The sequence below is a fragment of the Streptomyces sp. SAS_272 genome, from assembly GCF_052543235.1.
In genome coordinates, this window is the sequence record NZ_JBMNDR010000023.1 from 24,438 (window position 1) to 47,456 (window position 23,019).

General features: G+C 72.8%; 22 protein-coding genes. 12 read left to right on the forward strand and 10 right to left on the reverse strand.

The genetic code is table 11. From position 1 onward, the window contains the following. Nucleotides 1-52 precede the first annotated feature (52 nt). The 5 genes from ACN6LD_RS15830 to ACN6LD_RS15850 are packed head-to-tail and all read left to right on the forward strand — an operon-like array spanning nucleotide 53 to nucleotide 4,479. Entirely contained in the window at nucleotides 53-1,354 is a 1,302-nt protein-coding gene (locus ACN6LD_RS15830) for an MFS transporter (RefSeq protein WP_319190912.1), read from the forward strand. Then, entirely contained in the window at nucleotides 1,351-2,205 is an 855-nt protein-coding gene (locus tag ACN6LD_RS15835; RefSeq protein ID WP_319190914.1) for a putative hydro-lyase, read from the forward strand. The genes ACN6LD_RS15830 and ACN6LD_RS15835 overlap by 4 nt, the downstream gene beginning before the upstream one ends. Before the next feature lie 29 nt (nucleotides 2,206-2,234). Continuing rightward, nucleotides 2,235-2,993: a LamB/YcsF family protein gene (locus ACN6LD_RS15840; RefSeq protein ID WP_319190951.1), complete on the forward strand. Its 759-nt coding sequence runs from the start codon at nucleotides 2,235-2,237 to the stop codon at nucleotides 2,991-2,993. 2 nt (nucleotides 2,994-2,995) lie between these two features. Continuing rightward, nucleotides 2,996-3,613, forward strand: a complete 618-nt coding sequence (locus ACN6LD_RS15845) for a 5-oxoprolinase subunit B family protein (protein WP_445043517.1) — start codon at nucleotides 2,996-2,998, stop codon at nucleotides 3,611-3,613. Then, nucleotides 3,610-4,479: a biotin-dependent carboxyltransferase family protein gene (locus tag ACN6LD_RS15850; protein WP_445043502.1), complete on the forward strand. Its 870-nt coding sequence runs from the start codon at nucleotides 3,610-3,612 to the stop codon at nucleotides 4,477-4,479. The genes ACN6LD_RS15845 and ACN6LD_RS15850 overlap by 4 nt, the downstream gene beginning before the upstream one ends. A gap of 454 nt (nucleotides 4,480-4,933) precedes the next feature. On the opposite strand, the gene ACN6LD_RS15855 is transcribed toward ACN6LD_RS15850, so the two are convergent. Together ACN6LD_RS15855 and ACN6LD_RS15860 are read right to left on the reverse strand one after the other, a co-directional pair. After that, nucleotides 4,934-6,355, reverse strand: a complete 1,422-nt coding sequence (locus ACN6LD_RS15855; RefSeq protein WP_445043503.1) for a HEAT repeat domain-containing protein — start codon at nucleotides 6,353-6,355, stop codon at nucleotides 4,934-4,936. 323 nt (nucleotides 6,356-6,678) lie between these two features. Beyond that, on the reverse strand, nucleotides 6,679-7,071 hold the full coding sequence (locus tag ACN6LD_RS15860) for an ankyrin repeat domain-containing protein (RefSeq protein WP_319190920.1): 393 nt from the start codon (nucleotides 7,069-7,071) through the stop codon (nucleotides 6,679-6,681). A 262-nt stretch (nucleotides 7,072-7,333) separates the two neighbouring features. On the opposite strand from ACN6LD_RS15860, the gene ACN6LD_RS15865 reads away from it, so the two are divergent. Then, nucleotides 7,334-7,528, forward strand: coding sequence for a hypothetical protein (locus ACN6LD_RS15865; protein WP_107445054.1), 195 nt, complete (start codon nucleotides 7,334-7,336; stop codon nucleotides 7,526-7,528). A 40-nt stretch (nucleotides 7,529-7,568) separates the two neighbouring features. Beyond that, entirely contained in the window at nucleotides 7,569-9,305 is a 1,737-nt protein-coding gene (locus ACN6LD_RS15870; RefSeq protein ID WP_445043504.1) for a hypothetical protein, read from the forward strand. Nucleotides 9,306-9,387: 82 nt separating this feature from the next. Here the strand turns inward: ACN6LD_RS15870 and ACN6LD_RS15875 are convergent, their stop codons facing one another. Next, entirely contained in the window at nucleotides 9,388-10,887 is a 1,500-nt protein-coding gene (locus tag ACN6LD_RS15875; RefSeq protein ID WP_319190924.1) for an SCO1417 family PLP biosynthesis transcription factor, read from the reverse strand. A gap of 129 nt (nucleotides 10,888-11,016) precedes the next feature. Here ACN6LD_RS15875 and yczE point away from each other — a divergent pair, with 129 nt between their 5' ends. The 4 genes from yczE to ACN6LD_RS15895 all read left to right on the forward strand — a co-directional run bounded on the left by yczE (nucleotide 11,017) and on the right by ACN6LD_RS15895 (nucleotide 14,495). Next, complete coding sequence (gene yczE / locus ACN6LD_RS15880; RefSeq protein WP_319190926.1) at nucleotides 11,017-11,679, forward strand: membrane protein YczE; 663 nt, start codon at nucleotides 11,017-11,019, stop codon at nucleotides 11,677-11,679. Next, nucleotides 11,676-12,443, forward strand: a complete 768-nt coding sequence (locus ACN6LD_RS15885) for a glycerophosphodiester phosphodiesterase (RefSeq protein WP_319190928.1) — start codon at nucleotides 11,676-11,678, stop codon at nucleotides 12,441-12,443. Before yczE ends, ACN6LD_RS15885 begins: the two co-directional genes overlap by 4 nt. Nucleotides 12,444-12,495: 52 nt before the next feature. Continuing rightward, nucleotides 12,496-13,842, forward strand: a complete 1,347-nt coding sequence (locus tag ACN6LD_RS15890; protein ID WP_445043505.1) for an MFS transporter — start codon at nucleotides 12,496-12,498, stop codon at nucleotides 13,840-13,842. A gap of 278 nt (nucleotides 13,843-14,120) precedes the next feature. Beyond that, nucleotides 14,121-14,495: an RNA polymerase-binding protein RbpA gene (locus ACN6LD_RS15895; RefSeq protein ID WP_020128921.1), complete on the forward strand. Its 375-nt coding sequence runs from the start codon at nucleotides 14,121-14,123 to the stop codon at nucleotides 14,493-14,495. A 349-nt stretch (nucleotides 14,496-14,844) separates the two neighbouring features. Here ACN6LD_RS15895 and fxsA read toward each other — a convergent pair whose 3' ends face one another. The 4 genes from fxsA to ACN6LD_RS15915 all read right to left on the reverse strand — a co-directional run bounded on the left by fxsA (nucleotide 14,845) and on the right by ACN6LD_RS15915 (nucleotide 18,956). Then, a complete protein-coding gene (gene fxsA, locus ACN6LD_RS15900) occupies nucleotides 14,845-15,378 on the reverse strand; it encodes an FxsA family membrane protein (protein WP_445043506.1) in 534 nt (177 codons plus the stop codon). A 46-nt stretch (nucleotides 15,379-15,424) separates the two neighbouring features. Next, nucleotides 15,425-16,261, reverse strand: coding sequence for a polyprenol monophosphomannose synthase (locus tag ACN6LD_RS15905; protein ID WP_319190934.1), 837 nt, complete (start codon nucleotides 16,259-16,261; stop codon nucleotides 15,425-15,427). 588 nt (nucleotides 16,262-16,849) lie between these two features. Further along, nucleotides 16,850-18,466 (reverse strand): amidohydrolase, encoded by a 1,617-nt coding sequence (locus ACN6LD_RS15910; protein ID WP_445043507.1) that lies wholly within the window; start codon nucleotides 18,464-18,466, stop codon nucleotides 16,850-16,852. A 49-nt stretch (nucleotides 18,467-18,515) separates the two neighbouring features. Next, nucleotides 18,516-18,956 carry an Lrp/AsnC family transcriptional regulator gene (locus ACN6LD_RS15915; RefSeq protein WP_057583720.1) on the reverse strand — a complete coding sequence of 147 codons (441 nt, stop codon included), beginning with the start codon at nucleotides 18,954-18,956 and terminating at the stop codon, nucleotides 18,516-18,518. A 299-nt stretch (nucleotides 18,957-19,255) separates the two neighbouring features. On the opposite strand from ACN6LD_RS15915, the gene ACN6LD_RS15920 reads away from it, so the two are divergent. Then, nucleotides 19,256-19,711: a hypothetical protein gene (locus tag ACN6LD_RS15920; protein ID WP_319190939.1), complete on the forward strand. Its 456-nt coding sequence runs from the start codon at nucleotides 19,256-19,258 to the stop codon at nucleotides 19,709-19,711. 664 nt (nucleotides 19,712-20,375) lie between these two features. On the opposite strand, the gene ACN6LD_RS15925 is transcribed toward ACN6LD_RS15920, so the two are convergent. The 3 genes from ACN6LD_RS15925 to ACN6LD_RS15935 form a co-directional block, all read right to left on the reverse strand. Further along, the gene (locus ACN6LD_RS15925) at nucleotides 20,376-21,035 is read right to left on the reverse strand and encodes a TetR/AcrR family transcriptional regulator (RefSeq protein WP_319190943.1); all 660 of its coding nucleotides are present in this window, start codon (nucleotides 21,033-21,035) and stop codon (nucleotides 20,376-20,378) included. Between the two features lie 74 nt (nucleotides 21,036-21,109). Continuing rightward, complete coding sequence (locus tag ACN6LD_RS15930) at nucleotides 21,110-21,256, reverse strand: SCO1431 family membrane protein (protein WP_319190945.1); 147 nt, start codon at nucleotides 21,254-21,256, stop codon at nucleotides 21,110-21,112. 91 nt (nucleotides 21,257-21,347) lie between these two features. Continuing rightward, nucleotides 21,348-22,745: a peptidase C39 family protein gene (locus tag ACN6LD_RS15935; protein ID WP_319190947.1), complete on the reverse strand. Its 1,398-nt coding sequence runs from the start codon at nucleotides 22,743-22,745 to the stop codon at nucleotides 21,348-21,350. Between the last annotated feature and the right edge of the window lie 274 nt (nucleotides 22,746-23,019).

Consider the following 23,019-nt stretch of genomic DNA (forward strand, 5'->3'; position numbering starts at 1 on the left):
CACGGCACGGCTCACCTCTCAGCACCGTCCGTCATCCCTCAGCGAGGTGCCCATGAGCACGACTCCTCCCTCACCGGTCCCAGCCGCCGACACCCTCGACACCACCGCCGAACACACCCCTGACAACGGGGCGTTCGCCTGGCTTCGCGCGCTCGGACCGCGCGGCCGGCGCGCCTTCGCCGGCGCGTTCGGCGGCTACGCCCTCGACTCCTACGACTACTTCACCCTGCCGCTGAGCATGGTGGCGCTGGCGGCGTACTTCGGTCTGGACAGCGCCCAGACCGGACTGTTCACCACCGTCACGCTGGTCGCCTCCGCCGTCGGCGGCGCCGTTGCGGGCGTCCTGGCCGACCGGATCGGCCGGGTCAGGGCACTGATGATCACGGTGATCACCTACGCCGTCTTCACCGTCGCCTGCGGCTTCGCGCCCAGCTACGAGACGCTGCTGGTCTTCCGCTCCCTGCAGGGGCTCGGCTTCGGCGGCGAGTGGGCGGTCGGCGCGATCCTGGTCGCCGAGTACGCGAGCGCGAAGCACCGGGGCCGCACCCTAGGCGCGATCCAGAGCTCCTGGGCCGTCGGCTGGGGCCTCGCGGCACTGGCTTACACGCTCGTCTTCTCGTTCTTCGGCGACGACATGGCCTGGCGCATCATGTTCTGGACGGGCGCGCTGCCCGCTCTGCTCGTGGTGTGGATGCGGCGCCGGGTGAAGGACGCGCCGCAGGCCGAGGCCGCCCGCGCGCGGAGCGCCGACAGGGGCTCGTTCCCGGCGATCTTCCGGGGGCCGCTGCTGCGGACGACGCTGTTCGCGGGACTGCTCTCGACCGGCGTGCAGGGTGGCTACTACACCCTGGCGACCTGGGTGCCGACCTACCTGAAGTCGGAGCGCGGCCTGTCGGTGGTCGGCACCGGCGGCTATCTGACGTTCCTGATCACCGGCGCCTTCCTCGGCTACCTGACCGGCGGATACCTCACCGACCGGCTGGGCCGGCGCCGCAACATCTGGCTGTTCGCCCTGCTGTCGGCGGTGTGCATCCTGGCGTACGCGAACATCCCGAGCGGCGCGGACACCCTGCTGCTCGTGCTCGGCTTCCCGCTCGGGTTCTGCATGTCGGCGATCTTCAGCGGCTTCGGGTCGTATCTGAGCGAGCTGTATCCGACCGCCCTGCGCGGCACGGGTCAGGGTTTCACCTACAACACCGGCCGCGCCGTGGGCGCCGTCTTCCCCACGACGGTCGGGTTCCTGGCCGACAGCTGGGGCGTGGGCGGCGCGCTGGTCTTCGGCGCGATCGGATACGCCATCGCCGCCCTGGCACTGCTGGGGCTTCCGGAGACGCGCGGAAAGGAACTGGAATGATCCGACCGACCCTCACGCGGGAGCACCGTCCGCCGAGCAGCGCGGACCGCCCCGTCGCTCTCACCGAGGAGCACGCGCACGCGTGGAGCCCCGCCGCGGCCAGGGCCCGCTTCCGGGCGGGCCTGGCGGGCCCCACGGCCGGGGTCGCGGCCGGGCACACCCAGGCCAACCTGATCTCGGTGCCGGCGGACTGGGCGTACGACATGCTCCTGTTCTGCCAGCGCAACCCGAAGCCCTGTCCCGTCCTCGACGTCACGGACGCCGGCTCCTGGACGACCGTCCTCGCCGAGGGCGCGGACCTGCGCACCGACCTGCCGCGCTACCGGGTGTGGGAGGACGGGGAGCTCGTCGACGAGCCGACGGACGTGCGCGCGTACTGGCGCGACGACCTGGTGTCGTTCGTGATCGGGTGCAGCTTCACCTTCGAGTGGGCCCTGTCCGGGGCGGGCGTCCCGATCCGGCACGTCGAGCAGGGGCGGAACGTTCCGATGTACGTGACGAGTCGTGAGTGCCGCCCGGCGGGACGGCTGCACGGGCCCCTGGTGGTGTCCATGCGGCCGGTGCCGCCGCGGCACCTGGCGACGGCGATCCGGGAGAGCAGTCTGCTCCCGGCGGTGCACGGCGGACCCGTGCACTGCGGCGATCCTTCGGGACTGGGCATCGTCGACCTCGGCCGCCCCGACTTCGGCGACCCGGTGGACGCCGAGCCGGACGACATCCCGGTGTTCTGGGCCTGCGGCGTCACTCCGCAGGCCGTGGTGACGGCGTCGCGCCCGCCGTTCGCCCTCACCCACGCCCCGGGACAGATGTTCCTCACCGACGCCCGCGACGAGCAGTACCGCGTGGCCTGAGAAGGAGGTACGAAGGAATCATGACCGCGATGACCGCGATCGACTTGAACGCCGACCTCGGCGAGGGCTTCGGCCGCTGGCAGCTGACCGACGACGAGCGGCTTCTGTCCGTCGTCACCAGCGCCAACGTGGCCTGCGGCTTCCACGCCGGGGACGCGGTCACCATGCGGCGGGTGTGTGCACTGGCCGTCGAGCGGGGCGTCACGATCGGCGCCCAGGTCTCCTACCGGGACCTGGCCGGTTTCGGGCGGCGCGCGATGGACGTGCCGGCCGCCGAACTGGCAGCCGAGGTGGCGTACCAGATCGGCGCCCTCGAGGTGTTCGCCCGGGCCGCGGGCGCGCGGGTGGCGTACGTGAAACCGCACGGCGCGCTGTACAACCGGGTCGTGCACGACGAGGAACAGGCCGGTGCGGTGGTCGAGGGAGTGCTGCTCGCCGACGCCGCGCTGCCCGTCCTCGGGCTGCCCGGCTCCCGGCTGCTGGAGCTGGCTCGCACGGCGGGGCTGCCGGCCGTCCCGGAGGCCTTCGCCGACCGCGCGTACACCGAGCGGGGCACGCTCGTGCCGCGTGGGCGGGCCGGGGCCGTGGTCACCGACCCGGACGCCGTCGTCGCGCGGTCGGTGAGCCTGGCCCGCGCCGGCCGGGTCGCCTCCGAGGCGGGGACCGAGATCGACGTCCGCGCGCGTTCCCTGTGCCTGCACGGGGACACGCCGGGTGCGGTGGACCTGGCCCGGCGGGTGCGGCGCGGGCTCGAGGAGTCGGGCGTGCGGGTGGAGGCCTTCGCATGAGCATCCGCATCCTGCCCGTCGGCGACGACGCCCTGCTGGTCGAGGTGGCGTCGGGGGCGGAGGCCGAGGCCCTGCACGCCGAGCTCGTGCGTCGGCGCGCGGCGGGCCTGCTCCGCGCCCGCGAGATCGTCCCTGCGGCTCGTACCGTCCTCCTGGACGGCCTGGCCGACCCCGGCCGGGTGGCGTCCGAGCTCGCCGCCGCTGAGGTGCCGCCTGTCCCCGCGCGGGAACAGGCGGTCGTGGAGATCCCCACCCGCTACGACGGCCCGGACCTGGCCGAGGTAGCCGCCCGGTGGGGCGTCCCGGAGCGGGAGGTCGCCGGTATCCACGCGGCCGCCGAGTTCCGGGTGGCGTTCTGCGGCTTCGCGCCCGGCTTCGGGTATCTGACGGGGCTGCCCGCGCGCTACGACGTCCCCCGCAGGGCGACCCCGCGGACCGCGGTGCCGGCCGGGTCCGTGGCGCTGGCGGGGCCGTACACCGGCGTGTACCCCCGGGCGTCGCCGGGCGGCTGGCAGCTCATCGGCACCACCGATGTGGTGCTGTGGGACCACACACGCGTGCCGGCCGCGCTGCTGTCGCCGGGCACGCGGGTGCGTTTCGTGCCGGAGGACGAGTCATGAGCGACCGTGCGGTGTCCGTCGTCCGCGCCGGGGCGCTGACCACCGTTCAAGATCGGGGCAGGCCCGGGCATGCGCATCTCGGCGTGCCGCGTTCCGGTGCGCTCGACGCGCCTGCTGCGGCCCTGGTCAACCGGCTGGTGGGCAATCCGCCCGACGCGGCCGTCCTGGAGACCACGCTGACCGGCTGCGCCCTCGCGCCGCGTTCCGACGTGACGATCGCGGTCGGCGGGGCCCCGTGCCGGGTCACCGTGGGGGGCCGTCCCGCCGCCTGGGGGGCGCCCGTGCGGGTGCCTGCCGGTGCGGTGCTGGACGTCGGGCCGGCGATCCGCGGAGTGCGCGCCTATGTGGCGGTGACCGGCGGCATCGTCGTCGAAGCGGTCCTCGGCAGCCGGTCGACGGACCTGCTCTCGGGCCTCGGGCCCACGCCGCTCACGGACGGCACGGTGCTGCCCCTGGGGCGCGAACGCACCCCGCACGCGCGCGTGGACGTCGCCCCGCAGCCGGCGCCCCCGGCCGAACTCGTCCTGCGGGTGACGCTCGGCCCCCGCGCCGACTGGTTCACCCCGGACGCGCTGCGCGCCTTCACCGCCCGCACCTTCCATGTGTCCTCGGCGAGCAACCGCATCGGCCTGCGCACCGAGGGGCCCGTCCTGGAGCGGGCCCGGGCCGGGGAGCTGGCCAGTGAGGGCATGGTCCTGGGCGCCGTTCAGGTGCCGCCCGCCGGCCGGCCGGTGGTCTTCCTGGCCGACCATCCGACTACCGGCGGCTACCCGGTGATCGGCGTCGTCCGGACGGCCGACCTCGCGGCCGCCGCCCAGGCCGCGCCGGGCACCCCTGTCCGCTTCGTGGCCGTACGGCGAAGGTGACGCGGCAGGGCGCCACGACGTCGGAGAGGCGACGAAGGTCCGTTCGGGGCGATCCTGCTGCTCGGGCGGGCCCCGCGACGCCGGGGCGACCGCTTCGGCGCCGCCGGCCTCGGCGACCGAGCTGTTGCGACGGGGCGACAGCGTCGACGATCATCCACTGCGCCAGGCCGCTCACGACCCCACCGACCAGGGCCGGCCTGCAGGCGCGAATACCGCGTACCTGTGCGCGTGCCGCACATGGCGCCTGTGCGCCTGTGCGCGCACATCCGTTGCGATGCTGCGCGCGTCTCACGCCCGCCCCAGAGGCGTCCGAGTGACCAGGAGGCGGGCGGCCAGGAAGGCCCGCAGGCCGGTGGGCCGGCCCCCGCCTGCCGCCTCGGCGCGGCAGACGCGCTCGCGTCCCTTTCCCGGTGGCCGCCGCCGGACGCGCATCGGGCGGCGGCCTGCCCTGCGTTCACATGGCGGACGTCGCGTCCGGGCCGATCCGGCTGCGTACGGCCGTCTGGACCTCGGCCTCCTCGGCCGGGTCGGCGGCCAGCCGGCGCAGGCGCTCCACGACCCGGGTGTCACCGGTCTCGGCGTGCCGGGCGGCGATCTCGCGGGTGCCCTCCTCGCAGTCCCACAGGCATTCGACGGCGAACCCGGTGGCGTAGGAGGGGTCGGTGGCGGCGAGTGCGCGGGCGCAGCGCCCGCGCAGATGGGAGGAGGCCGTCTCGCGGTAGATGTGGCGCAGCACGGGCGCCGCGCAGGCGATGCCGAGACGTCCGGCGCCGTCGACGAGGGTCCACAGGCTGGGGGCGTCGCAGCCCTCGCCGCGCACGGCCTCGCGCAGGGCGCCGAGGACCAGGTCACGATCCTGGACGCCGCCCCTGCAGGCCAGCATGCGGCCGGCGGCGGCGCCGAGGGCGTCGGGCCGGTGGACCCAGCCGCGCGCCCGGTCGACGGCGGCGACACTGCGCATCCGTTCGAAGGCGTCGACGGCGGCCTCCACCACGGCGACGGGGCCGGTGGCGACGGCCTGTTCGACGAGGGCCAGGGCGTCGGGATCATTGCAGTCGGCGAGGTAGCGCAGGGCCGTACAGCGCGCCCCCTCGTCGCCGTCCTTGGCCGCCTGGACGATCTCGGGGCGGTCCTCGGGACCGGCCACGGCGGAGAGGCAGCGGGCGGCGGGGACATGGAGCGCGGCTCCGCGTTCGACGCCCTGCTGGGCCCACTCGAACACGGCTTGGACACTCCAGCCGGGGCGGGGCCCGCTGGGACTCATCTGCCGTTGCCAGCGGTCGAAGCAGCCGGCCTCGTGGGCGGCACGCACCCGCGTGGAGACGTAGTCCCGGGGATCCTCGGCCCACAACCGCCAGGGCCGTGGCTCGAAGGCGTCCCGTACGACCGCGGCGAGTTCGGCCTCGCCCTCGGCGTCGGTGGCGAACCGTGCCAGCACGGGCACGGCCAGGGCGCGCAGGCCGGCGTCGTCGTCCCGCAGGGCGAGTTCGTCCAGGGCCCAGGCCCAGTTGGCGCCCGAGGCGGCGTACCTGCGCAGCAGGTCGAGGGCGTCCCGCCGGCCGTAGGAGGCGAGGTGGCCGAGGACGGCCAGGGCCAGGCCCGTGCGCGACTCCTCGCCGTCGAAGACGTCCTCGACGTCGAAGAGGTGGGCCTCGATCTCGTCCAGCTCGCCGTGCAGGTCGAGGTAGAGACGGGCGTAGTAAAGGGAGCGGTTCTCCACCTGCCAGTCGTGACGGGGATCCCGCAGGACACAGTGGTTCAGCGCCGCGAGCGCCTCGGCTCGCGGAGCGGTGAGCGCGTGCAGCGTGCCGTCGCCGCGGCCTCTCTGGAGCAGGCCGAGCAGCGTACCGCTGGGCGCTATGACCGGATCGAACATGGGAAACAGCCTCACATCAAGCGTCGACGCAACCGGGGACGTGCATTACCTGGCCGCGTGACAACGCGTCGGGGCGCCCGCCGTTTCCTGCTTGCTGTAGACCATTTTCCTCTGCCTCTCGTCGGTGGCCCATGCGGACCGCGTCACGGCCCGCGCGGTGCGGCAACACCTGCCCAGCCATCGCGTCCGTGAATCACGACGTCATGATGACCCGGCTCTTCTACCTGCCGCGACCGAAATTTCCGGCGGCCTTGTACCGCCTCCCCCGTGGTCGTCGATTTACCTGGTCGGGAAATTCCCTTGACCTGCTCGGGACTGTCGGCTCACTTCGCGCCGAACAGGTCCAGCAGCTCCGTTCTGCCGAACATGCGGGCTGTGTCGACGGCCGACGGCGTGCCCTGGGAGGGGTCGGCGCCGGCCTCCAGCAATGCCTTGATCACATTCGTCTCACCCTTGAAGGCAGCCCCCGCGAGCGGGGTCTGGCCTCGGTCGTTGATCCGGTCGGCCTCGGCGCCGCGGGCCAGGAGGGCCCGGACCGCGTCGGCGTGCCCGTGATACGCGGCCAGCATCACGAGGGAGTCCCCCCGGTCGTTGGTGAGGTTGGCCGGAACACCCGCGTCGACGTACGCCACGAGCTCCTCGGTCTGACCCTGGCGGGCCAGATCGAAGATCTTGGTCGCCAGCTCCACGACCTCCGGGTCGGGGGCTTCAGTCATCGGCCGGTCCGCCTCTCGCTACAACCGTTCAGGTGAATCGTCAGCGTACTGGCTCGTCGCAAACATGGCCGGACGCGCGGGCTGCGAAGCTCACGAACAGCCCCGTTCGACGCGATTCTCCTGCTCAGGCAGCCCTGCGCACCTTCCACCGACCGAGGGAAAAGACCCGCTTTTCACTCAGTTGCACCTTTTGTCGTATGGATACATCCTGTGATCCTGGAAGTACTCATGGTGACTGTCCCCGCGAACCAGGAGAGCCCAAATGATCCTGTCCATGTCAGGCGTGGTCCTGCTCGGAATCATCGTCTTCCTCTTCTTCCGAAAGGACGGGCTCAAGGCGTCGCACGCCGTGGTCTCGGCCCTCTTCGGCTTCTACATGTCCAGCACGGCCATCGCCCCGAGCATCATGGCCGGCGGCGAGAGTCTGGCCAGCCTCCTCGGCGGCATCAAGTTCTGACGCCGCACGTCCCGTCCGTACGCACCACCAGGAGACAGAAGTGGCCCGGCGCCCCCTCCCCCGCATCCTGAGCACAGGCAGCGCACAGATCGCCCGGAGCAGGGAGCTGGCCCGGACGGCAGCCGACAGCGCCACCGACGTCCTCCATCCGCTGATCACGATCACCCGCGGACTGCGCCGGCTGGCCTCGGCCGGGCGGCGCAGGTGGGCCGAGACGCCCAAGGACAAACGCGGGCCGCTGCTGTTCCTGGCGGCCTCGGTGATCCTGGTCGTCGTACTCGTGCCGTACGGCCCGCTCCTCGCCGCCATCACCCTGGCGGCAGCGGCGGCCTGGCAGGGCAGGGACCGCACCCAGGCTCCCGAAGGCCCCGACGAGTCGCAGATCCAGCGACTCCAAGTGCTGTACGAGGCCCTGGTCCCGTACTTCTCGACGGCCGACGACCCCGCTCCCCTGTACGCCCACGGCGGCGACTGGGAGCAGGCCTTCCCCACGCAGGAGTTCGACGACTCGGGCCGCGTCGCCCATCTCGTGATCCGCTATCCGGCGTACTTCCCGGACGGCGAACCCGGCCCGCGCGCGCGGATCGAGCAGCTGCTCGCCGCGAAGTCGGGCCGCGGCCGGGAGTACCTCTTCGTCTGGGACGAAGAGGGCAACGAACTGACGCTCAGCGTGCTGTCCCCCCTCCCCGCCGACATCTCGGCCCAGCGCTTCGTCACCGCCCCGGGTGAGACGGTTCTGGGCTTCACCGACCCCGCCGGGGTCCAGCGCACGCTGCCTCTCGCGTTCGGCGAGGACCGGCGCGACGTCCCGCCGGTGGTCTGGCGCACCGGCATCCGCTCCACCGAGCCGCACCTGCTGGCGGTGGGCCGCCCCGGCGGCGGCACGTCGACACTGCTGCGCTCCATCGCGCTGCAGGCCCTCCAGCACGGTGACGTGCTCATCGTCGAGGGCGGCGGCACCGGTGAGTACGCCTGCCTGGCCGGCCGGGACGGCGTCCTGGGCGTCGAGGTCGGCCTCTCCGGGGCGCTGGCCGGCCTGGAGTGGGCGGCGGGCGAGACGGAGCGCCGTCTCATCGCCGCCAACAGCGCCCGGCAGGCCGGAGAACCGGCGCCGGAGGACACGAGGCGCCCGCTGTGGATCGTCCTCGACCGGCCCACCGCCTTCACCCATCTGGCCGAGGCGGAGGGCCACCGGGATCCGCAGTCCCTGCTGCAGCTTCCCCTCCGGCACGGCCGCGCGGCCGCCGTCACGGTCGTCGTGGCCGAACAGTTCGACGCTCTGGACTCCCTGAGCGAAGCGGTACGACAGCACACACGCGCGCGTGTCGTGCTCGGCCCGGCGTCGAGGGAGCAGCTGGAGACGGTCCTCGGCGCTCCCCCGCACACCACCCCCGTCGACGACGTGCCGTCCGGGCGGGGCTACGCCCGGCTGGGCTCGGGGTCGGTGCACCGGCTCCAGGTCCCGGCCACACCCGACCCGTACGACGACGCGACGAGCGACGCGCACCGGCAGGCCGTGCTCGACCTGCTGCCGCCGCGCTCCGCGCCCGCAGGCACCGAACCGTCGCCGGCGCCGGTCGAGGCCCCCGTCGCGAAGGTCGTGGTCACCAAGACCGCCACCGCACCGACCACGGACCCCCGGACCGCCGTCCCACAGACAGGCCTCCCGCAGTCCGCCCTCCCGCAGACGGTCCTCCGGGACACTGCATCGTCATCGTCATCGTCATCGACCGCGGCACCGGAGACCGCCGTCGCCGAAGCGGCGGTCGCCGAGTAGAGGCCGCGCGCCCGACCGCACGGCTCCCAGCCGGCCGGACACGCCCCACGCCCTCACACCCCCACGCGCCACGCCCTGCGTCCTACGCCACGAACGTGCGCGGACCCTCGCCGCCCGCCGTCCCCCCGCTCCGCACGATCCGTGCGGCGGCGGCCAGGCGGGCGGCCGCCTCCTCCGCCACCGCGCCTCCCACGGTGAACGGCAGCCGTACATACCCCTCGAAGGCGCCGTCGACGCCGAAGCGGGGCCCCGACGGCACCCGCAGGCCGACCCGCTCCCCCGCCTCGGCGAGCCTCGATCCGGAGAGGCCCCCGGCTCGCACCCAGAGCGTCAGCCCGCCCTTGGGCACCGTGTACTCCCAGTCCGGCAGCTCGCGGCGCAGCGCGGCCACCAGGTCGTCCCGGTTCCCCCGGGCCTGGCTGCGCCGCAGCTCCACCGCCTGCTCCCAGCCTCCGGTGCTGAACAGCCAGTTCACCGCCAGCTGCTCGAGCACCGGCGTGCCCAGGTCGGCGTAGGCGCGGGCCGCGACGAGACTGCGGACGACGTCGGGGGCGGCCCGCACCCAGCCGATGCGCATCCCGGCCCAGAACGCCTTGCTCGCGGACCCGACCGTGATCACGGTCGATCCCGCGGGGTCGAAGCCGCACACCGGCCGCGGCATCTCGACGTCGTCGTCGAGCCACAGTTCGCTCATGGTCTCGTCGGCCACGAGGACCGTCCCGGCGGACCGGGCGGCCTCCACGAGCCGGCGCCGCTGGTCCTCGTCGGCGAGCGCGCCCGTCGGGTTGTGGAAGTCGGCGACGACGTACGCGATGCGCGGCGCGGCGTCCCTCAGCACCTGGCGCCAGCGGTCCATGTCCCACCCGGCCAGTCCGTCCGCCATGGCGACCGGCACCAGACGGGCGCCCGCCTCGCGCATCAGCTGAAGGATGTTGGCGTAGGAGGGCGACTCGACGGCGATGCGCTCCCCGCGCCCGCCGAAGAGGTGACAGATGGCGTCGATGGCCCCCATCGCACCCGTCGTGACCATGATCTGCTCGGGCATCGTGGGAATCCCGCGCGCGGTGTACCGCTCGGCGATCATGGTCCGCAGCGCGGGCAGGCCCGCCGGGTAGTCGCCGTGCGTGTGGGCGTACGGGGGAAGTTCCTCCAGCGCGCCCTGCACGGCGCGGGTGAGCCACGGCTCGGGCGCGGGCAGGGCCGCGCAGCCCAGGTCGATGATCGAGCCCAGGGCCTCGGGCGGCAGCGGTTCCAGGCCGCGGGCCGGGACCGGGTTGCCCGCCGGGACGGCCGTCCAGCTGCCGGCGCCGCGCCGGGACTCCAGGAACCCCTCCGCGCGCAACGCCTCGTAGGCGGCGGCGACGGTCGTACGACTCACGGACAGGGCCAGGGCCAGTTCCCGTTCGGCGGGCAGGCGTGCGGCGACCGGCACGCGGCCCTCCAGCACCAGCAGCCGGACGCCGTCCGCGAGGGCCCGATAGGCGGGGGGCCGACGCGAGCCCGGGCCCGCCGGGCGGTCCTGCTGGGACTTGAGCAGCCGCGCGAGCTGAGCGGCCCCCACAGCCGAGGTCCACTGCGCCATGGATATCAGTCCACCTTCCCCGAATTGGCCATGGATGACATGCACTTCCCAGCCACAGAGTGTCACGAGTCAGGCCACTAACACCACAGGGGGCACCTCTTGGAGACCAAAGGGCTTCTCCGGCGTCCGATGCGGCGACGTCCGACGCCGCCAGGACTGCCGCGACGGCTGACCCAGCTGTACGCCGGCCTCGCGCTCTACGGCGCCAGCTCGGCACTGCTCGTCAAGGCGGGTCTCGGTCTGGAGCCCTGGAACGTGCTGCATCAGGGCCTGGCCGAACTCGCGGGGATGACGATCGGGGTCGTGACGACCGTCGTCGGCGCGGTGGTGCTGCTGCTGTGGATCCCGCTGCGCCAGCGGCCCGGCCTCGGCACGATCTCCAACGTCCTGGTCATCGGCGTCGCGATGGACGGCACGCTCGCCCTCGTCCCCGAGGCGCACGCCCTGGCCGTGCGCGTTCCCCTCATGGCGGCGGCCATCGTGCTCAACGGGGCCGCCACCGGCCTGTACATCGCGGCCGACTTCGGCCCCGGTCCGCGCGACGGTCTGATGACGGGACTGCACCGGCGCACCGGGCGCTCGATCCGTCTGATGCGGACGACGGTCGAGGCGGTGGTCGTCGCGACCGGGTTCGCGCTCGGCGGCACGATCGGCATCGGCACCGTGCTCTACGCCGTCGCGATCGGCCCGCTCGCCCAGTTCTTCCTGCGGGCGTTCGCCGTTCCCGTGCCGACCGCCGGCAGCACGGTCGTTGCCGCAGGAGCGCCCCAGGGAGCGATACTGCGTCCGTGACCAGCTCCGGACGCCACCCGTATCTCGATCACCCGCTGCCCATCCCGATCGCCCACCGCGGCGGGGCCGCGGACGGCCTGGAGAACACCGTGGCGCAGTTCCGGCGCGCGGTCGAGGCGGGTTACCGCTATATCGAGACCGACGTGCACGCCACCCGGGACGGCAGGCTCGTCGCCGTCCACGACGCGACGCTCGACCGGGTCACCGACTGCTCGGGACGCATCGCCGACCTCCCGTGGTCGGACGTGGCCCACGCGCGCGTGGGCGGCGAGGAACCGGTGCCGCTCTTCGAGGAACTCCTGGAGACGTTCCCCGAGGTGCGGTGGAACATCGATCTCAAGGCGGAGCCCGCCCTGCACCCCCTGCTCGATCTGCTCGCCCGCACGGACGCGTGGGACCGCGTCTGCGTCGGCTCGTTCTCCGAGGCCCGCGTCGTACGCGCCCAGCGGCTGGCCGGTCCGCGCCTCGCGACGTCGTACGGCACCCGGGGCGTGCTCAACCTGCGGCTGCGGTCCTGGGGCGTGCCCGTGCCGCTGCGCCGGTCGGCGGTCGCCGCGCAGGTGCCCGAGGTCCGGTCGGGCGTCCAGGTGGTGGACCGTCGCTTCGTCCGCGCCGCACACGCGCGCGGGCTGCAGGTGCACGTGTGGACGATCAACGAACCCGAGCGGATGCACCGGCTCCTCGACCTGGGGGTCGATGGCATCATGACCGATCACATCGACACGTTGCGCAAGGTCATGCAGGACCGGGGCGTCTGGGTCTGACCTCGGCCCGACGCCCGCGCGCGGGTTCCGGGAGCGGGAAGCGAGGGCACGGGTGGACATCGACACCGTGCGGACGGCGGCGTCCGACGAGGCCGCCGGGCGGCGGCGCGAGCAGCGCGGCTGGTACTTCTACGACTGGGCGTGCTCCGTCTACTCGACGAGCGTGCTCACCGTGTTCCTGGGCCCGTATCTGACCTCGGTCGCAAAGAAGGCCGCCGACGCCGACGGGTACGTGCACCCGCTCGGCATCCCGGTCAGCGCCGGCTCCTTCTTCGCGTACTCGGTCTCCCTTTCCGTGATCGTCGCCGTCCTCGTGATGCCCCTCGTGGGCGCCGCGGCCGACCGGTCCGGCCGCAAGAAGCCCCTGCTGGGCGCCGCCGCCTATGTGGGCGCCGCGGCCACCGCCTGCATGTTCTTCCTCGGCGGCGACCGCTATCTGCTGGGTGGCGCACTGCTCGTCGTGGCGAACGCGGCCCAGTCCGTGGCGATGATGCTCTACAACTCCTATCTGCCGCAGATCGCCCCGCCCGGGGAACGCGACGCGGTCTCCTCACGGGGATGGGCCTTCGGTTACGCGGCCGGCTCGCTGGTGCTGGTCGCGAACCTGGTGCTCTACCTCGCCCACGACTCCTTCGGGGTGTCGGAGTCCGCCGCCGTCCGCATCTGTCTGGCCTCGGCCGGTCTGTGGTGGGGCGGCTTCACGGTGATCCCGCTGCTGCGGCTGCGCGACCGGCCGGCCGTCGTGCGGGAGGCGACGGCTCCGGGGCTGCGCCAGGTCGCAGCGACGGTCCGCGACATGCGCCGCCACCCGCTGACGCTCGCCTTCCTGCTCGCCTATCTGGTCTACAACGACGGCATCCAGACGGTGATCTCCCAGGCCTCGGTCTACGGCTCCGAGGAGCTCGGCCTCAGCCAGGCCACGCTGATCGGGGCGGTGCTGCTGGTCCAGGTGCTCGCCGTGGCGGGCGCGCTCGGCATGGGGCGCCTGGCCCGGGCGTACGGCGCCAAGCGGACGATCCTCGGATCGCTGGTGGCGTGGACGCTCACCCTGGGCGCCGGGTACTTCCTGCCGGCGGGAGCTCCGGTGGCGTTCTATCTGCTGGCCGGCGCCATCGGCCTGGTCCTCGGCGGCAGCCAGGCCCTCTCCCGCTCTCTCTTCTCCCATCTCGTCCCGCCCGGCAAGGAGGCCGAGTACTTCTCGGCGTACGAGATGAGCGACCGCGGCATGAGCTGGCTCGGACCCCTGCTGTTCGGCCTCACCTACCAGCTGACCGGCAGTTACCGGGACGCGATCGTCTCCCTGGTGGCCTTCTTCGTCATCGGGTTCCTGCTGCTGGCGCGGGTGCCCGTGCGGCGTGCGATCGGCGACGCGGGGAACCCGGTGCCCGAGAAGATTTAGCGCTCAGGACGAAAGGGCGGTAGTGTACGCGTTTGGCCTGCCAGGCGTACCGTTACTGCGCGTCAAAGATGCCGAAACGCTGGGTGACATCTCCTTTCAGATGTGACAAACCGGGCGCCGGTGGGTACTGCACTGGTTGACAAGGCTGCGGCTACGACGGCGACCCACGACCCGGAACGGGGCTCGGTACGGGAATCTTTACCGCCGACCGGACGTTGACCGGATGACGACGACAGCGACACCTGTCCTGTGGGCGACAAGCCCGGGAGGCACGATTCATGAGTGAGCGAGCTCTTCGCGGCACGCGCCTCGTGGTGACCAGCTACGAGACGGACCGCGGCATCGACCTGGCCCCGCGCCAGGCCGTGGAGTACGCATGCGAGAAGGGGCACCGGTTTGAGATGCCCTTCTCGGTGGAGGCGGAGATTCCGCCGGAGTGGGAGTGCAAGGTCTGCGGAGCCCCTGCACTCCTCGTGGACGGCGACGGCCCTGAGGAGAAGAAGGCCAAGCCCGCGCGTACGCACTGGGACATGCTGATGGAGCGGCGGACCCGCGAGGAACTCGAAGAGGTCCTCGAGGAGCGGCTGGCCGTTCTGCGGTCCGGGGCGATGAACCTTGCGGTACATCCCCGGGACAGCCGCAAGTCGGCATAGGCCCCGCACGGCCGAGGCCGGCTGCACAACACGCACGCCGATGACCGCGGGGGCCGTACGTGAACATGCGTACGGCGCCCGCGGTCTTCGTGCTGTGCTGCGTTCTTTCGGCACGTTGCCGGTCCGTGCGGCCGAGCCCGCACGCCCGAACCACGCCCGAACCCGAGTGGGTCGAACCAGGGAGAGCGGGCCCGCGGCGTCGGCCCGGCAGGCACGGGCCGGTCCCGGACGCCTTCGGTCCGGCCGGGTCCCCTCCCTTAGGTCCGGCCTGGTCCCGTCCCGGTCGGACCCTGGTCCCGTCCCGGTCGGACGCGGGACGGTCCGAGGACTTCAGCGCCTGCCGCAGGCTCTACCGGTCGTCCCGGACGACCTCGCCCTGGACCACCTTGCCGTCGGGGCGGTGGATGCGCGCCTGCTGGAAGGCGTCCCCCAGGGTGCCCGGAGTGGCCGCCGCCGCGCGCAGCCTGCGCTCGGCGAAGGCGCCGACCGCCTTCTGGACCGGCGGAAGGAGCAGGAGCAGGCCGACGACATCGGAGAGCAGGCCCGGGATCATCAGGAGCAGCCCGCCGAGCATCATCAGGCCGTTGCCCCCGCGGCTGGGGGCGGCGCCCCGCTGCAGGGCCTCGTTGAGGTTGCGGAAGGCACGGCGGCCCGCCCGCTTGATGACCACCGAGCCGAGCACGAACCCGGCGATCAGGAGCAGGAACACCACGAGGCCGGAGGAAGCGCCGACGACCGTCGTCAGCAGCCAGATCTCCAGCACCAGCCACGCGGCGAGGCCCAGGGGCACGAACGTGCGCAGTCGCGAGCGGCGGGGCTGGGGCTGAGGACGGCCGGGCCGGTCGGAGGTCGGGTAGGCGGGGGTCGGAGCTCCAGTCGTCATGCATCCAGTGTGCCCGGACCCGGCTCAGAACGGCGTAAGGGGACGATCAGCCCTCGCTGTGCGACTTGGCGGGCGACTGCGGACGCTCGGGCTGGTCGGGGGTCCGTCCGGTGATCCTGCCGACCCGCTCCCCCACACCCCAGGCCGTGACCCGCCAAAGGGCCTCGACGAGGATGTCGCGGCTCATCTTGGAGTCGCCGTGCTCGCGCTCGACGAAGGTGATGGGGACCTCGACCACGTGGAAGCCGCCCTTGACCGCGCGGCGGGCCAGGTCGACCTGGAAGCAGTAGCCCTGGGAGGCGACCTCGTCCAGGCCCAGCCCCTCGAGGGTCTCGCGGCGGAAGGCCCGGTAGCCGCCGGTGATGTCCCGCAGGGGCAGGTCGAGGGCCAGGCGGGAGTAGAGGCTGCCGCCGCGCGAGATGACCTCGCGGGACCTGGGCCAGTTCACGACCCGGCCGCCCGGCACCCAGCGTGAGCCGAGGACCAGGTCCGCGCCCTTGAGCGCGGTGAGCAGCCGCGGCAGTTCCTCGGGCTGGTGGGAGCCGTCGGCGTCCATCTCGATCAGCACGCCGTAGTCGTTGTCCAGGCCCCATCGGAAGCCCGCGAGGTAGGCGGCGCCGAGGCCTTCCTTGCCCTTGCGGTGCAGCACTTGGACCTGGTCGTCCGCGGCGGCCAGCTCGTCGGCGAGCCGTCCGGTGCCGTCGGGGCTGTTGTCGTCGGCGACGAGGACGTGGGCCTCGGGAACAGCCTCCCGCACCCGGCCGACGATGCTCTTGATGTTCTCCGCCTCGTTGTAGGTCGGGATGATCACCAAGGCCGTGCCGAGCGGACCGAACGTCCTCCCCCGGTCCTGTGCCGCGAGGGTCCCGTCGCCGTCGTTCACTGCTGCCCCTTCATGTCCGTTCGCCGGAGACCACCTTAGTGGCCCCAGCCTGCGATGACGTGACAGGAGGTGCGAACGACGGTGTCGAATCCACGGAAGCGGGGTAGAGATGTACTTTTGGGCCCGTATGTGCACACCGGCCATGCCGGAGGTGAAAGCCTGCCCCGCACGCGTGTGGGGGTGGCTGCGGATGGGGGCCCGGCGCCCTTCGGGCCGGCCCGGGACCCGCTGGCTGCGGGTCGACCGAAAGCCGTTGTCTACTGAGCACACGGGCCCCACCCGGGTCACACCTCCCCGACCGGCCGGAACGTTCCCTCGCTGCGGCGCGGGCGCTGAGCCTGGCTGCCAGTGGAGGTGCGCCGGTTCGGCACACCGTCCCTGACCCAGCGGCGCCGCGGCGAGTGCGCGGATGTTCCCCGGGCGGGGCGTCCGGTGGTGGACTCCGCCGAACCTACCGGCCTGCCGCCGTCAGCTGTCAACAGCGGTTCGACCTGCGGGTCTTCTGCCAACGCGCAGGTCAGCCGGGAGAGGGCCCGCATCGCACGACGACGGGCGGACGGGTGATCTTTTCCGGGCCGGCCCGGGAGATCACTCGCTCGGCCGCACGAACACCGTCCGGCCGCCCACCACGGTGCGCAGACACACCGGGAGATCGGTCCCCGGCGTCAGATCGGGCAGTCCGGGGGTTCCGGAGCGGGGGTCGGTGGACCAGCGGGCGACGCGGTCGTCGGGGGCCTGGACCACCAGTTCCTCCGTGCGCCAGACCGCGTAGTCGGCCGGCGCGCCCGGGACCAGCACCCCCGCGTCGTCCCGGCCGACCGCCCGCCAGCCGCCGCGGGTGTGCGCGGTGAACGCGGCGCGCACGGAGACGCGGTGTTCCGGGGTCCGGTGGAAGGCGGCGGCGCGCACGGTCCCCCACGGGTCGAGCGGGGTGACCGGGCTGTCGGAGCCGAAGGCGAGCGGCACGCCGGCCCGCAGCAGAGCGGCGAACGGGTTCAGGGTCCTCGCCCGGTCCACGCCCAGCCGCTGCGCGTACATGCCCTGTTCGCCGCCCCACAGGGCGTCGAAGGCGGGCTGGACGGAGGCGGTGAGGCCCAGTTCGGCGAAGGCGGCGACGGTCTCGGGCGTCAGCATCTCCGCGTGCTCCACACGGTGGCGGGCGGCGCGGATCCGAGCGAGGCCGACCTTCTCGGCGGCCGCGCGGACGCCCTCGACGACGCCCGTGACGGCGGCGTCGCCGATGACGTGGAAGCCGGCCTGGAGCCCTGCTTCGGTGCAGGCCGTCACATGGGCGGCGACCTCGGCGGCGTCCAGGTACGCGACCCCGGTGTGGCCGGCGTCGGCGTACGGGGTGTGCAGACACGCGGTGTGGGAGCCGAGGGCCCCGTCGACGAACAGATCTCCCGCGGCCCCGAGCGCGCCGAGCTCGCGGGCCTTGTCCACGTCGCGCTCCGCCCAGTAGCCGACGACGCGTGGGCCGCACGTCTCGGCCGCGAGCCGCAACAGGTTCGTGAAGTCGTCCTCGGAGGAGATCTCCGGGCCGGCGCACTCGTGGACGGACCCGATGCCGAGCGACGCGGCGTGGGCGAGGGCGGCCCGCTGGGCCTCGGTGCGCTGGGCGGGCGTCACGGCTGCGAACGCGGCGGCCCGGACGGCGTGGTGGGCGTCGCGGGTGAGCGGCTCGTCGGCGGCGAAGCCGGCCGCGTCCCGGGCCCGGGGGGCGAGGGCCAGCAGCGCGGTGGTGACCGCGGCCGAGTGGACGTCGATCCGGCTGAGGTAGAGCGGCCGGCCGCCGGCGGCCTCGTCCAGTTCCGCCCTCCGCGGCGGGCGGCCCTCCGGCCAGCGGGAGGCGTCCCACCCGTGGCCCAGCAGCACCTTGTCCCGCGGCCGGGACACCGCGAACTCGCGCACCAGGGCGAGTGCGGCCGCCAGGGAAGGAGCCGCGGACAGGTCGAGTCCGGTGAGAGCGAGGCCGGTGGACGTGGTGTGCACATGGGCGTCGGTGAACGCCGGGGTGACGAGGGCGCCGTCCAGGTCGACCACCTCGTCGACGCCGCCGGCGAAGGCGTCTGCGGCGCCCTCGGAGCCGACCCAGGCGACCTGGCCGCGTTCGACGACCATCGCGGTCGCGAAGGGATCGGCGGGGCTGTGAACCTCTCCTCGGCGGAGCAGGACGGTCTTCGGCTCGGGGGCGTGCTCACTCATGGGGAACAGTCTCGCGCCTCCCCGGGCGCGCCCGTGCCCCAGGGGCCCCTCAGATCCGCGGCGGCCGCGCCTCGTAGGGGGTGGACAGGACGACCGTCGTGCGTGTCGACACGCCGGCGAGCGCCCTCAGCCGCCCCAGCAGCTCCTCCAGCTCGTGCGGGGTGGCCACGCGGACCTTGAGAATGTAGTTCTCGTCCCCGGCCACACTGTGGCAGGCCTCGATCTCCGGAACGTCCGCCAGCCGCTCGGCGATGTCGTCGGGGGCGCTGGGGTCGAACGGCTTCACCGAGATGAAGGCGGTCAGGGGCAGCCCGACGGCCTCCGAGTCGACGACGGCCGCGTACCCGCGGATGACGCCGCGCTGTTCCAGCCTGCGCACCCTCTGGTGCACGGCAGATGTGGACAGGCCCGTGGCCTTGCCCAGATCGGTGTAGCTCATCCGCCCGTCCTTGACGAGCAGCTGCACGATTTGTCGGTCCAGCTCCTCCATGACGCAAGAACTTACAGGCAGCGCGATCTCCGCGTATACCTATACAGCGCAGGTCATACCCCGTTTGTGATGTGTGCGGAGCGGCCCGCGCGACGACCGGTGCGGCGCCCGGACGGCGCTCGCGGCGGCGCGCCTTCGGCGCTCGCGCGGGGGGCACCTGCAAGCGGCATGTGACGAATGCCACAGCACTCGTGAACGCTTCGTGATGGCCTGGTGGTTACCGCCGGGACGGGCTGGGAAGTGCTTGCTGTGGTCGAGGCCGCACTGCCGTCACGACCCAGCCCGAGGGGGAGAATCACATGCAGAGTTTCAAGCGCCCTGGTCGCACCGCGCCCAAGCGGCTCCAGTCCGTCGGAGAGCCCGAGCCGGAGGGCGTCGAACCCTTCGGCGCCGACGACTTCGACGGTGACGCCGCCGAGCAGATCGACGCGTACGACACCTTCGAGATGTACCGGGTGATCTGCCCGGACTGCACGCAGCCCATCGCGCTGCTCGCGGACGAGGAGAGCCTGCCGGAGCACGCGCTGTGCGCCTCGCCGTGGAACCCGTTCGGGCTCACGGTCTGCGCCGGCACGGGGCGTGGGGCGGCCGAGGCCCGTCCCGCGGACGAGTCCGCGGAACTCCAGGAGCAGGACACCGCACTCCTGCTGACGCTCCCTCAGGGACTGGACTGGCGTACGCAGCCCTTCTCGCACGTCGGCGGCCCGGGTTCGCGCCCGATGCGTGTCCCGGCGATGCGCCGCGCGGCCGCCTGATCGGCGTTTCCCGCGCCCGCTCCCTCCGCTCCACTCCGGTGACTGGACCGCACCACGGCCGGCAGGCGTGGTGCAGGTTCGGTGCGCCCTGGTCGGCCGAACGGGCACCCTCCGGGAGTACGTCTGCACGGACGTCGCAGTGGCCCGGGGGCACATCCCGAACTCACGCGCACCCCTGCCTGCCGGTGACTCCGTCGCGCGGACCCGCGTTGCCCTGGTATGACCCCCACCTACTCGGCTGCTCCCGGGCGTCACCGCCAGCTCTTCGCACCGATGCATCCGGAGCCCGTGCACGCAGAATCGGTTCCGCTGGCTCCGTCGCCCCCTCAGGACCCGCCCATCTACCGTGACCTGCTGCGGACCTGGGCCGACCGGGGCCGCACCCTTCCAGGGCGTCACGACCCGGAGTGGGTGCGGCTGGCCGCGCCGCAGGTGAGGCGGGGTCAGTTCAGCGGACTCGCGGATCCGGTGGGCGACGGGCGATGACGCGCCGAACGGCGAGCTGAGCCAGGGCGGTCGGGCGGCCCGCCGGGCGGCCGCGGCCGGGCGAAGGAGCGTGAGCTCTCCCGCCTGAGCAGTCGCCTCGGCAGGTCCGCCCCGTCGGCGGATGGGCCGCTGTGCGGGCGCCCCGCCGACGGGGGGCGCTGCGCACCCGCCCTGCCGGTCAGCCCTCGCGGCGGGCCGGCTTGGGCGCCGGAAAAGCGGGGTCGAGGTCTTCGATGGCGCGCAGGGCGCCGCCCAGGGTCTTCACCAGCAACTCGACCATGATCTCTCGGGTGAGCTCGGGACGGTCGATCCACTCCAGCGTGACCCCCTCGACGCTGCACACCCAGGCGAGCAGGGCCATGCGCGGCAGCGGCGGCACGTCACTGCGGCCGTACGCGCCCTCGGCGATGGTCGCCACCATCGCCGCACGTACGCCGTCCCGGATGCCGTGGACCTCGGTGTCGAAGCCGACGCCGCCGCTCACGATCGTGCGGTAGGCGGCCTGGTTGTGCTCGGCATAGCGCAGATAACCGTCGATGGTGCGCTGCACCCGGCCCACTTGGGACAGTTCGAGGCCGCTCGCCGCAAAGGTGACCAGGTCGGCGACGGAGTCCTGGATGATGGCCAGGTAGTAGCCGCGCTTGGACTGGAAGTAGTAGTAGATCAGCCCCTTGGCGACATGCGCCTGCCGGGCGATGTCGTCCATCGAGAGCGCGTCGTAGGACGTGTCGGCGAACAACTTCCGCCCGATGGAGATGAGTTCGGCGCGACGCGCCAGTGAGCGCTCGGTACCGCGCGCCCGAGGGCGTACGACTTCGCGCTGTTCACTGATATTCAATTTCGACCCTGGTCTCGGGCAGTCGGCGGGACATCCGCAGTATGTCAGGTCAACCGTGCGTCAGATCACACCCGTCAGAGCAGTCCGAGCTGGGTGACCAGCATCGCGAGAACCGCGACGAGGACCCAGCCCAGAGCGTGCTCCAGGATCTTCGGACCGTCGGTTTCCGGGCCGCCGGTACGGGTGCGGGTGCGGGTGGCAGTGGCTGTCTGAGCAGTCATGATGTCTCGCTGAAGTCGGACGTACTGGTGGATCCCCCCACCGATCCGTCCACCCTGCCACTCGCCGGGCCTTTTGTGGCAGAGATCTTGCTCACATCCGGATTCCCACTGCCGTCAGGGCCTGGCACTGGCGGGCGCTGGGACGCGCCGGAAAGTAGAGGTAACAGACGCCGCCCGTGCCGGAGACGACCTTTCCCGTCGCGTTGTGACGCCTGGTCCTGAGCCAGACGTTCTCGAACTCCCGCCGCGGATACACCCGCCGCACCGTCGCGTCGTCCGCCGAGAACGGGTCGTTGGCGATCACGTCGCCCCCGGCGGTGAAGCCGATCACGGTCATCAGGTGCCCCGAGGTCCCGTACCCCGCTCCGGTGAGCTCCTCCTTGAGGAAGGACTGTGACGTCATGGCCGGGATCCCCGCGCCGATGAGCGTCTCGAGGTCGGTGAGGGAGCCGAGCCGGGTGACCACGCCCTGCAGGTCCTCGAAAGTGGCGGCGTAGGCGGCGTTGAACGGCCAGTTGCCGCAGCCGGCGTACTGGTGGTCGTAGGTGTGCCTGGCCGCATGGCACACCTGCGGGTCGGCGTAGGAGGGGTCGACCCACGCCAACTGCTCGTCGGTGAGCCGACCGCCCCAGTACTCGACGATCATCTGCGAGGAGGTGGGACTGCACCAGGCCTCGCCGCCGTTGTCGTACTCGGGGTACTGGCCCTTGTGCACCTCCTGCGAGTAGCGGGGGACGCGCAGTTCCCGCGCGAGGCCGGGCACGGAGGCCGGCACGGTGAAACGGTCCGGCACGTCGGAGCCCATCGCCCCCAGCCGCCACACGGTCGGCGTGATGTCGGTGCCGGGGCGGCGGTACAGGGTGAGCCGGAGGCGGTAGGCGTCGAGACGCAGACCGCTCGCGGCATCGTCGATCGCGAGCGTGTCGGTCCACACGGTGCTTCTGCCGTCGCTCTGGCCGTCGACCGAGGACCGCTTGATGTCCTGGTCTCCGGAGGCCCAGCGGCCCATCACGTACCAGGGCGTGTCCGTGCCGTCGGAGTACGCGCCCCCGATCTCGACCTGGATCCAGCTGCCGGCGGGGGTGCTCGCGTTCCAGGAAGCGATCACCTCGGTCGCGGGGACGGCGAGCCGGTGGAGAGGCGACGTCCAGGTCGCGTACTCCCAGGACGCGGTCGTCCTGCTGTGCGGATCGGTGTGGTCGACGACGCCGAGCGGGGCGGCGATGGCGACGCCCGGGCGGATCCCGGCCAGAGCACGGGCGCCGTCGGCGACGCCGGAGCGCCAGTCGGCGTACGTGGTCCAGCCGCGATAGTCGACGGATCGGGCCGGCGCGGCTTCGGCGTCCGCGCCGCCGGTCGCCTCGGTGGCGCTCGCCTCGGCGCCTCTCGCCTCGGTGGCGGACGCGGCGGACGACGGTCCCCCCGCCACCGCGGCGGCGACCGCGGCGACGAGTACCGATCTGCGGGACGGCTGTTCGACTCGGCTCATGGCTCGGCTCATGGGACTGCTCATGGGACTGCTCATAAGTGGAGACTCCCGAGGGTCTGTGCGGTCCGTACGACTCTGTACAGCCCGGTGTCGCTCTGCGGCTGTTCGGCCACTATGAGGGGAGCCGAACGCGGCTTCCAGCAGGTGGGTCCGTGCCGCGCCCACCACCATCGGTCTGGCCCACCGACGGCGACGGCGCCCCGTAGACTCACCCGCCGTACCGAAGGACCGCCGCACCGCCGCACCGCCGCACCGCCGCACCGCCGCACCGCCG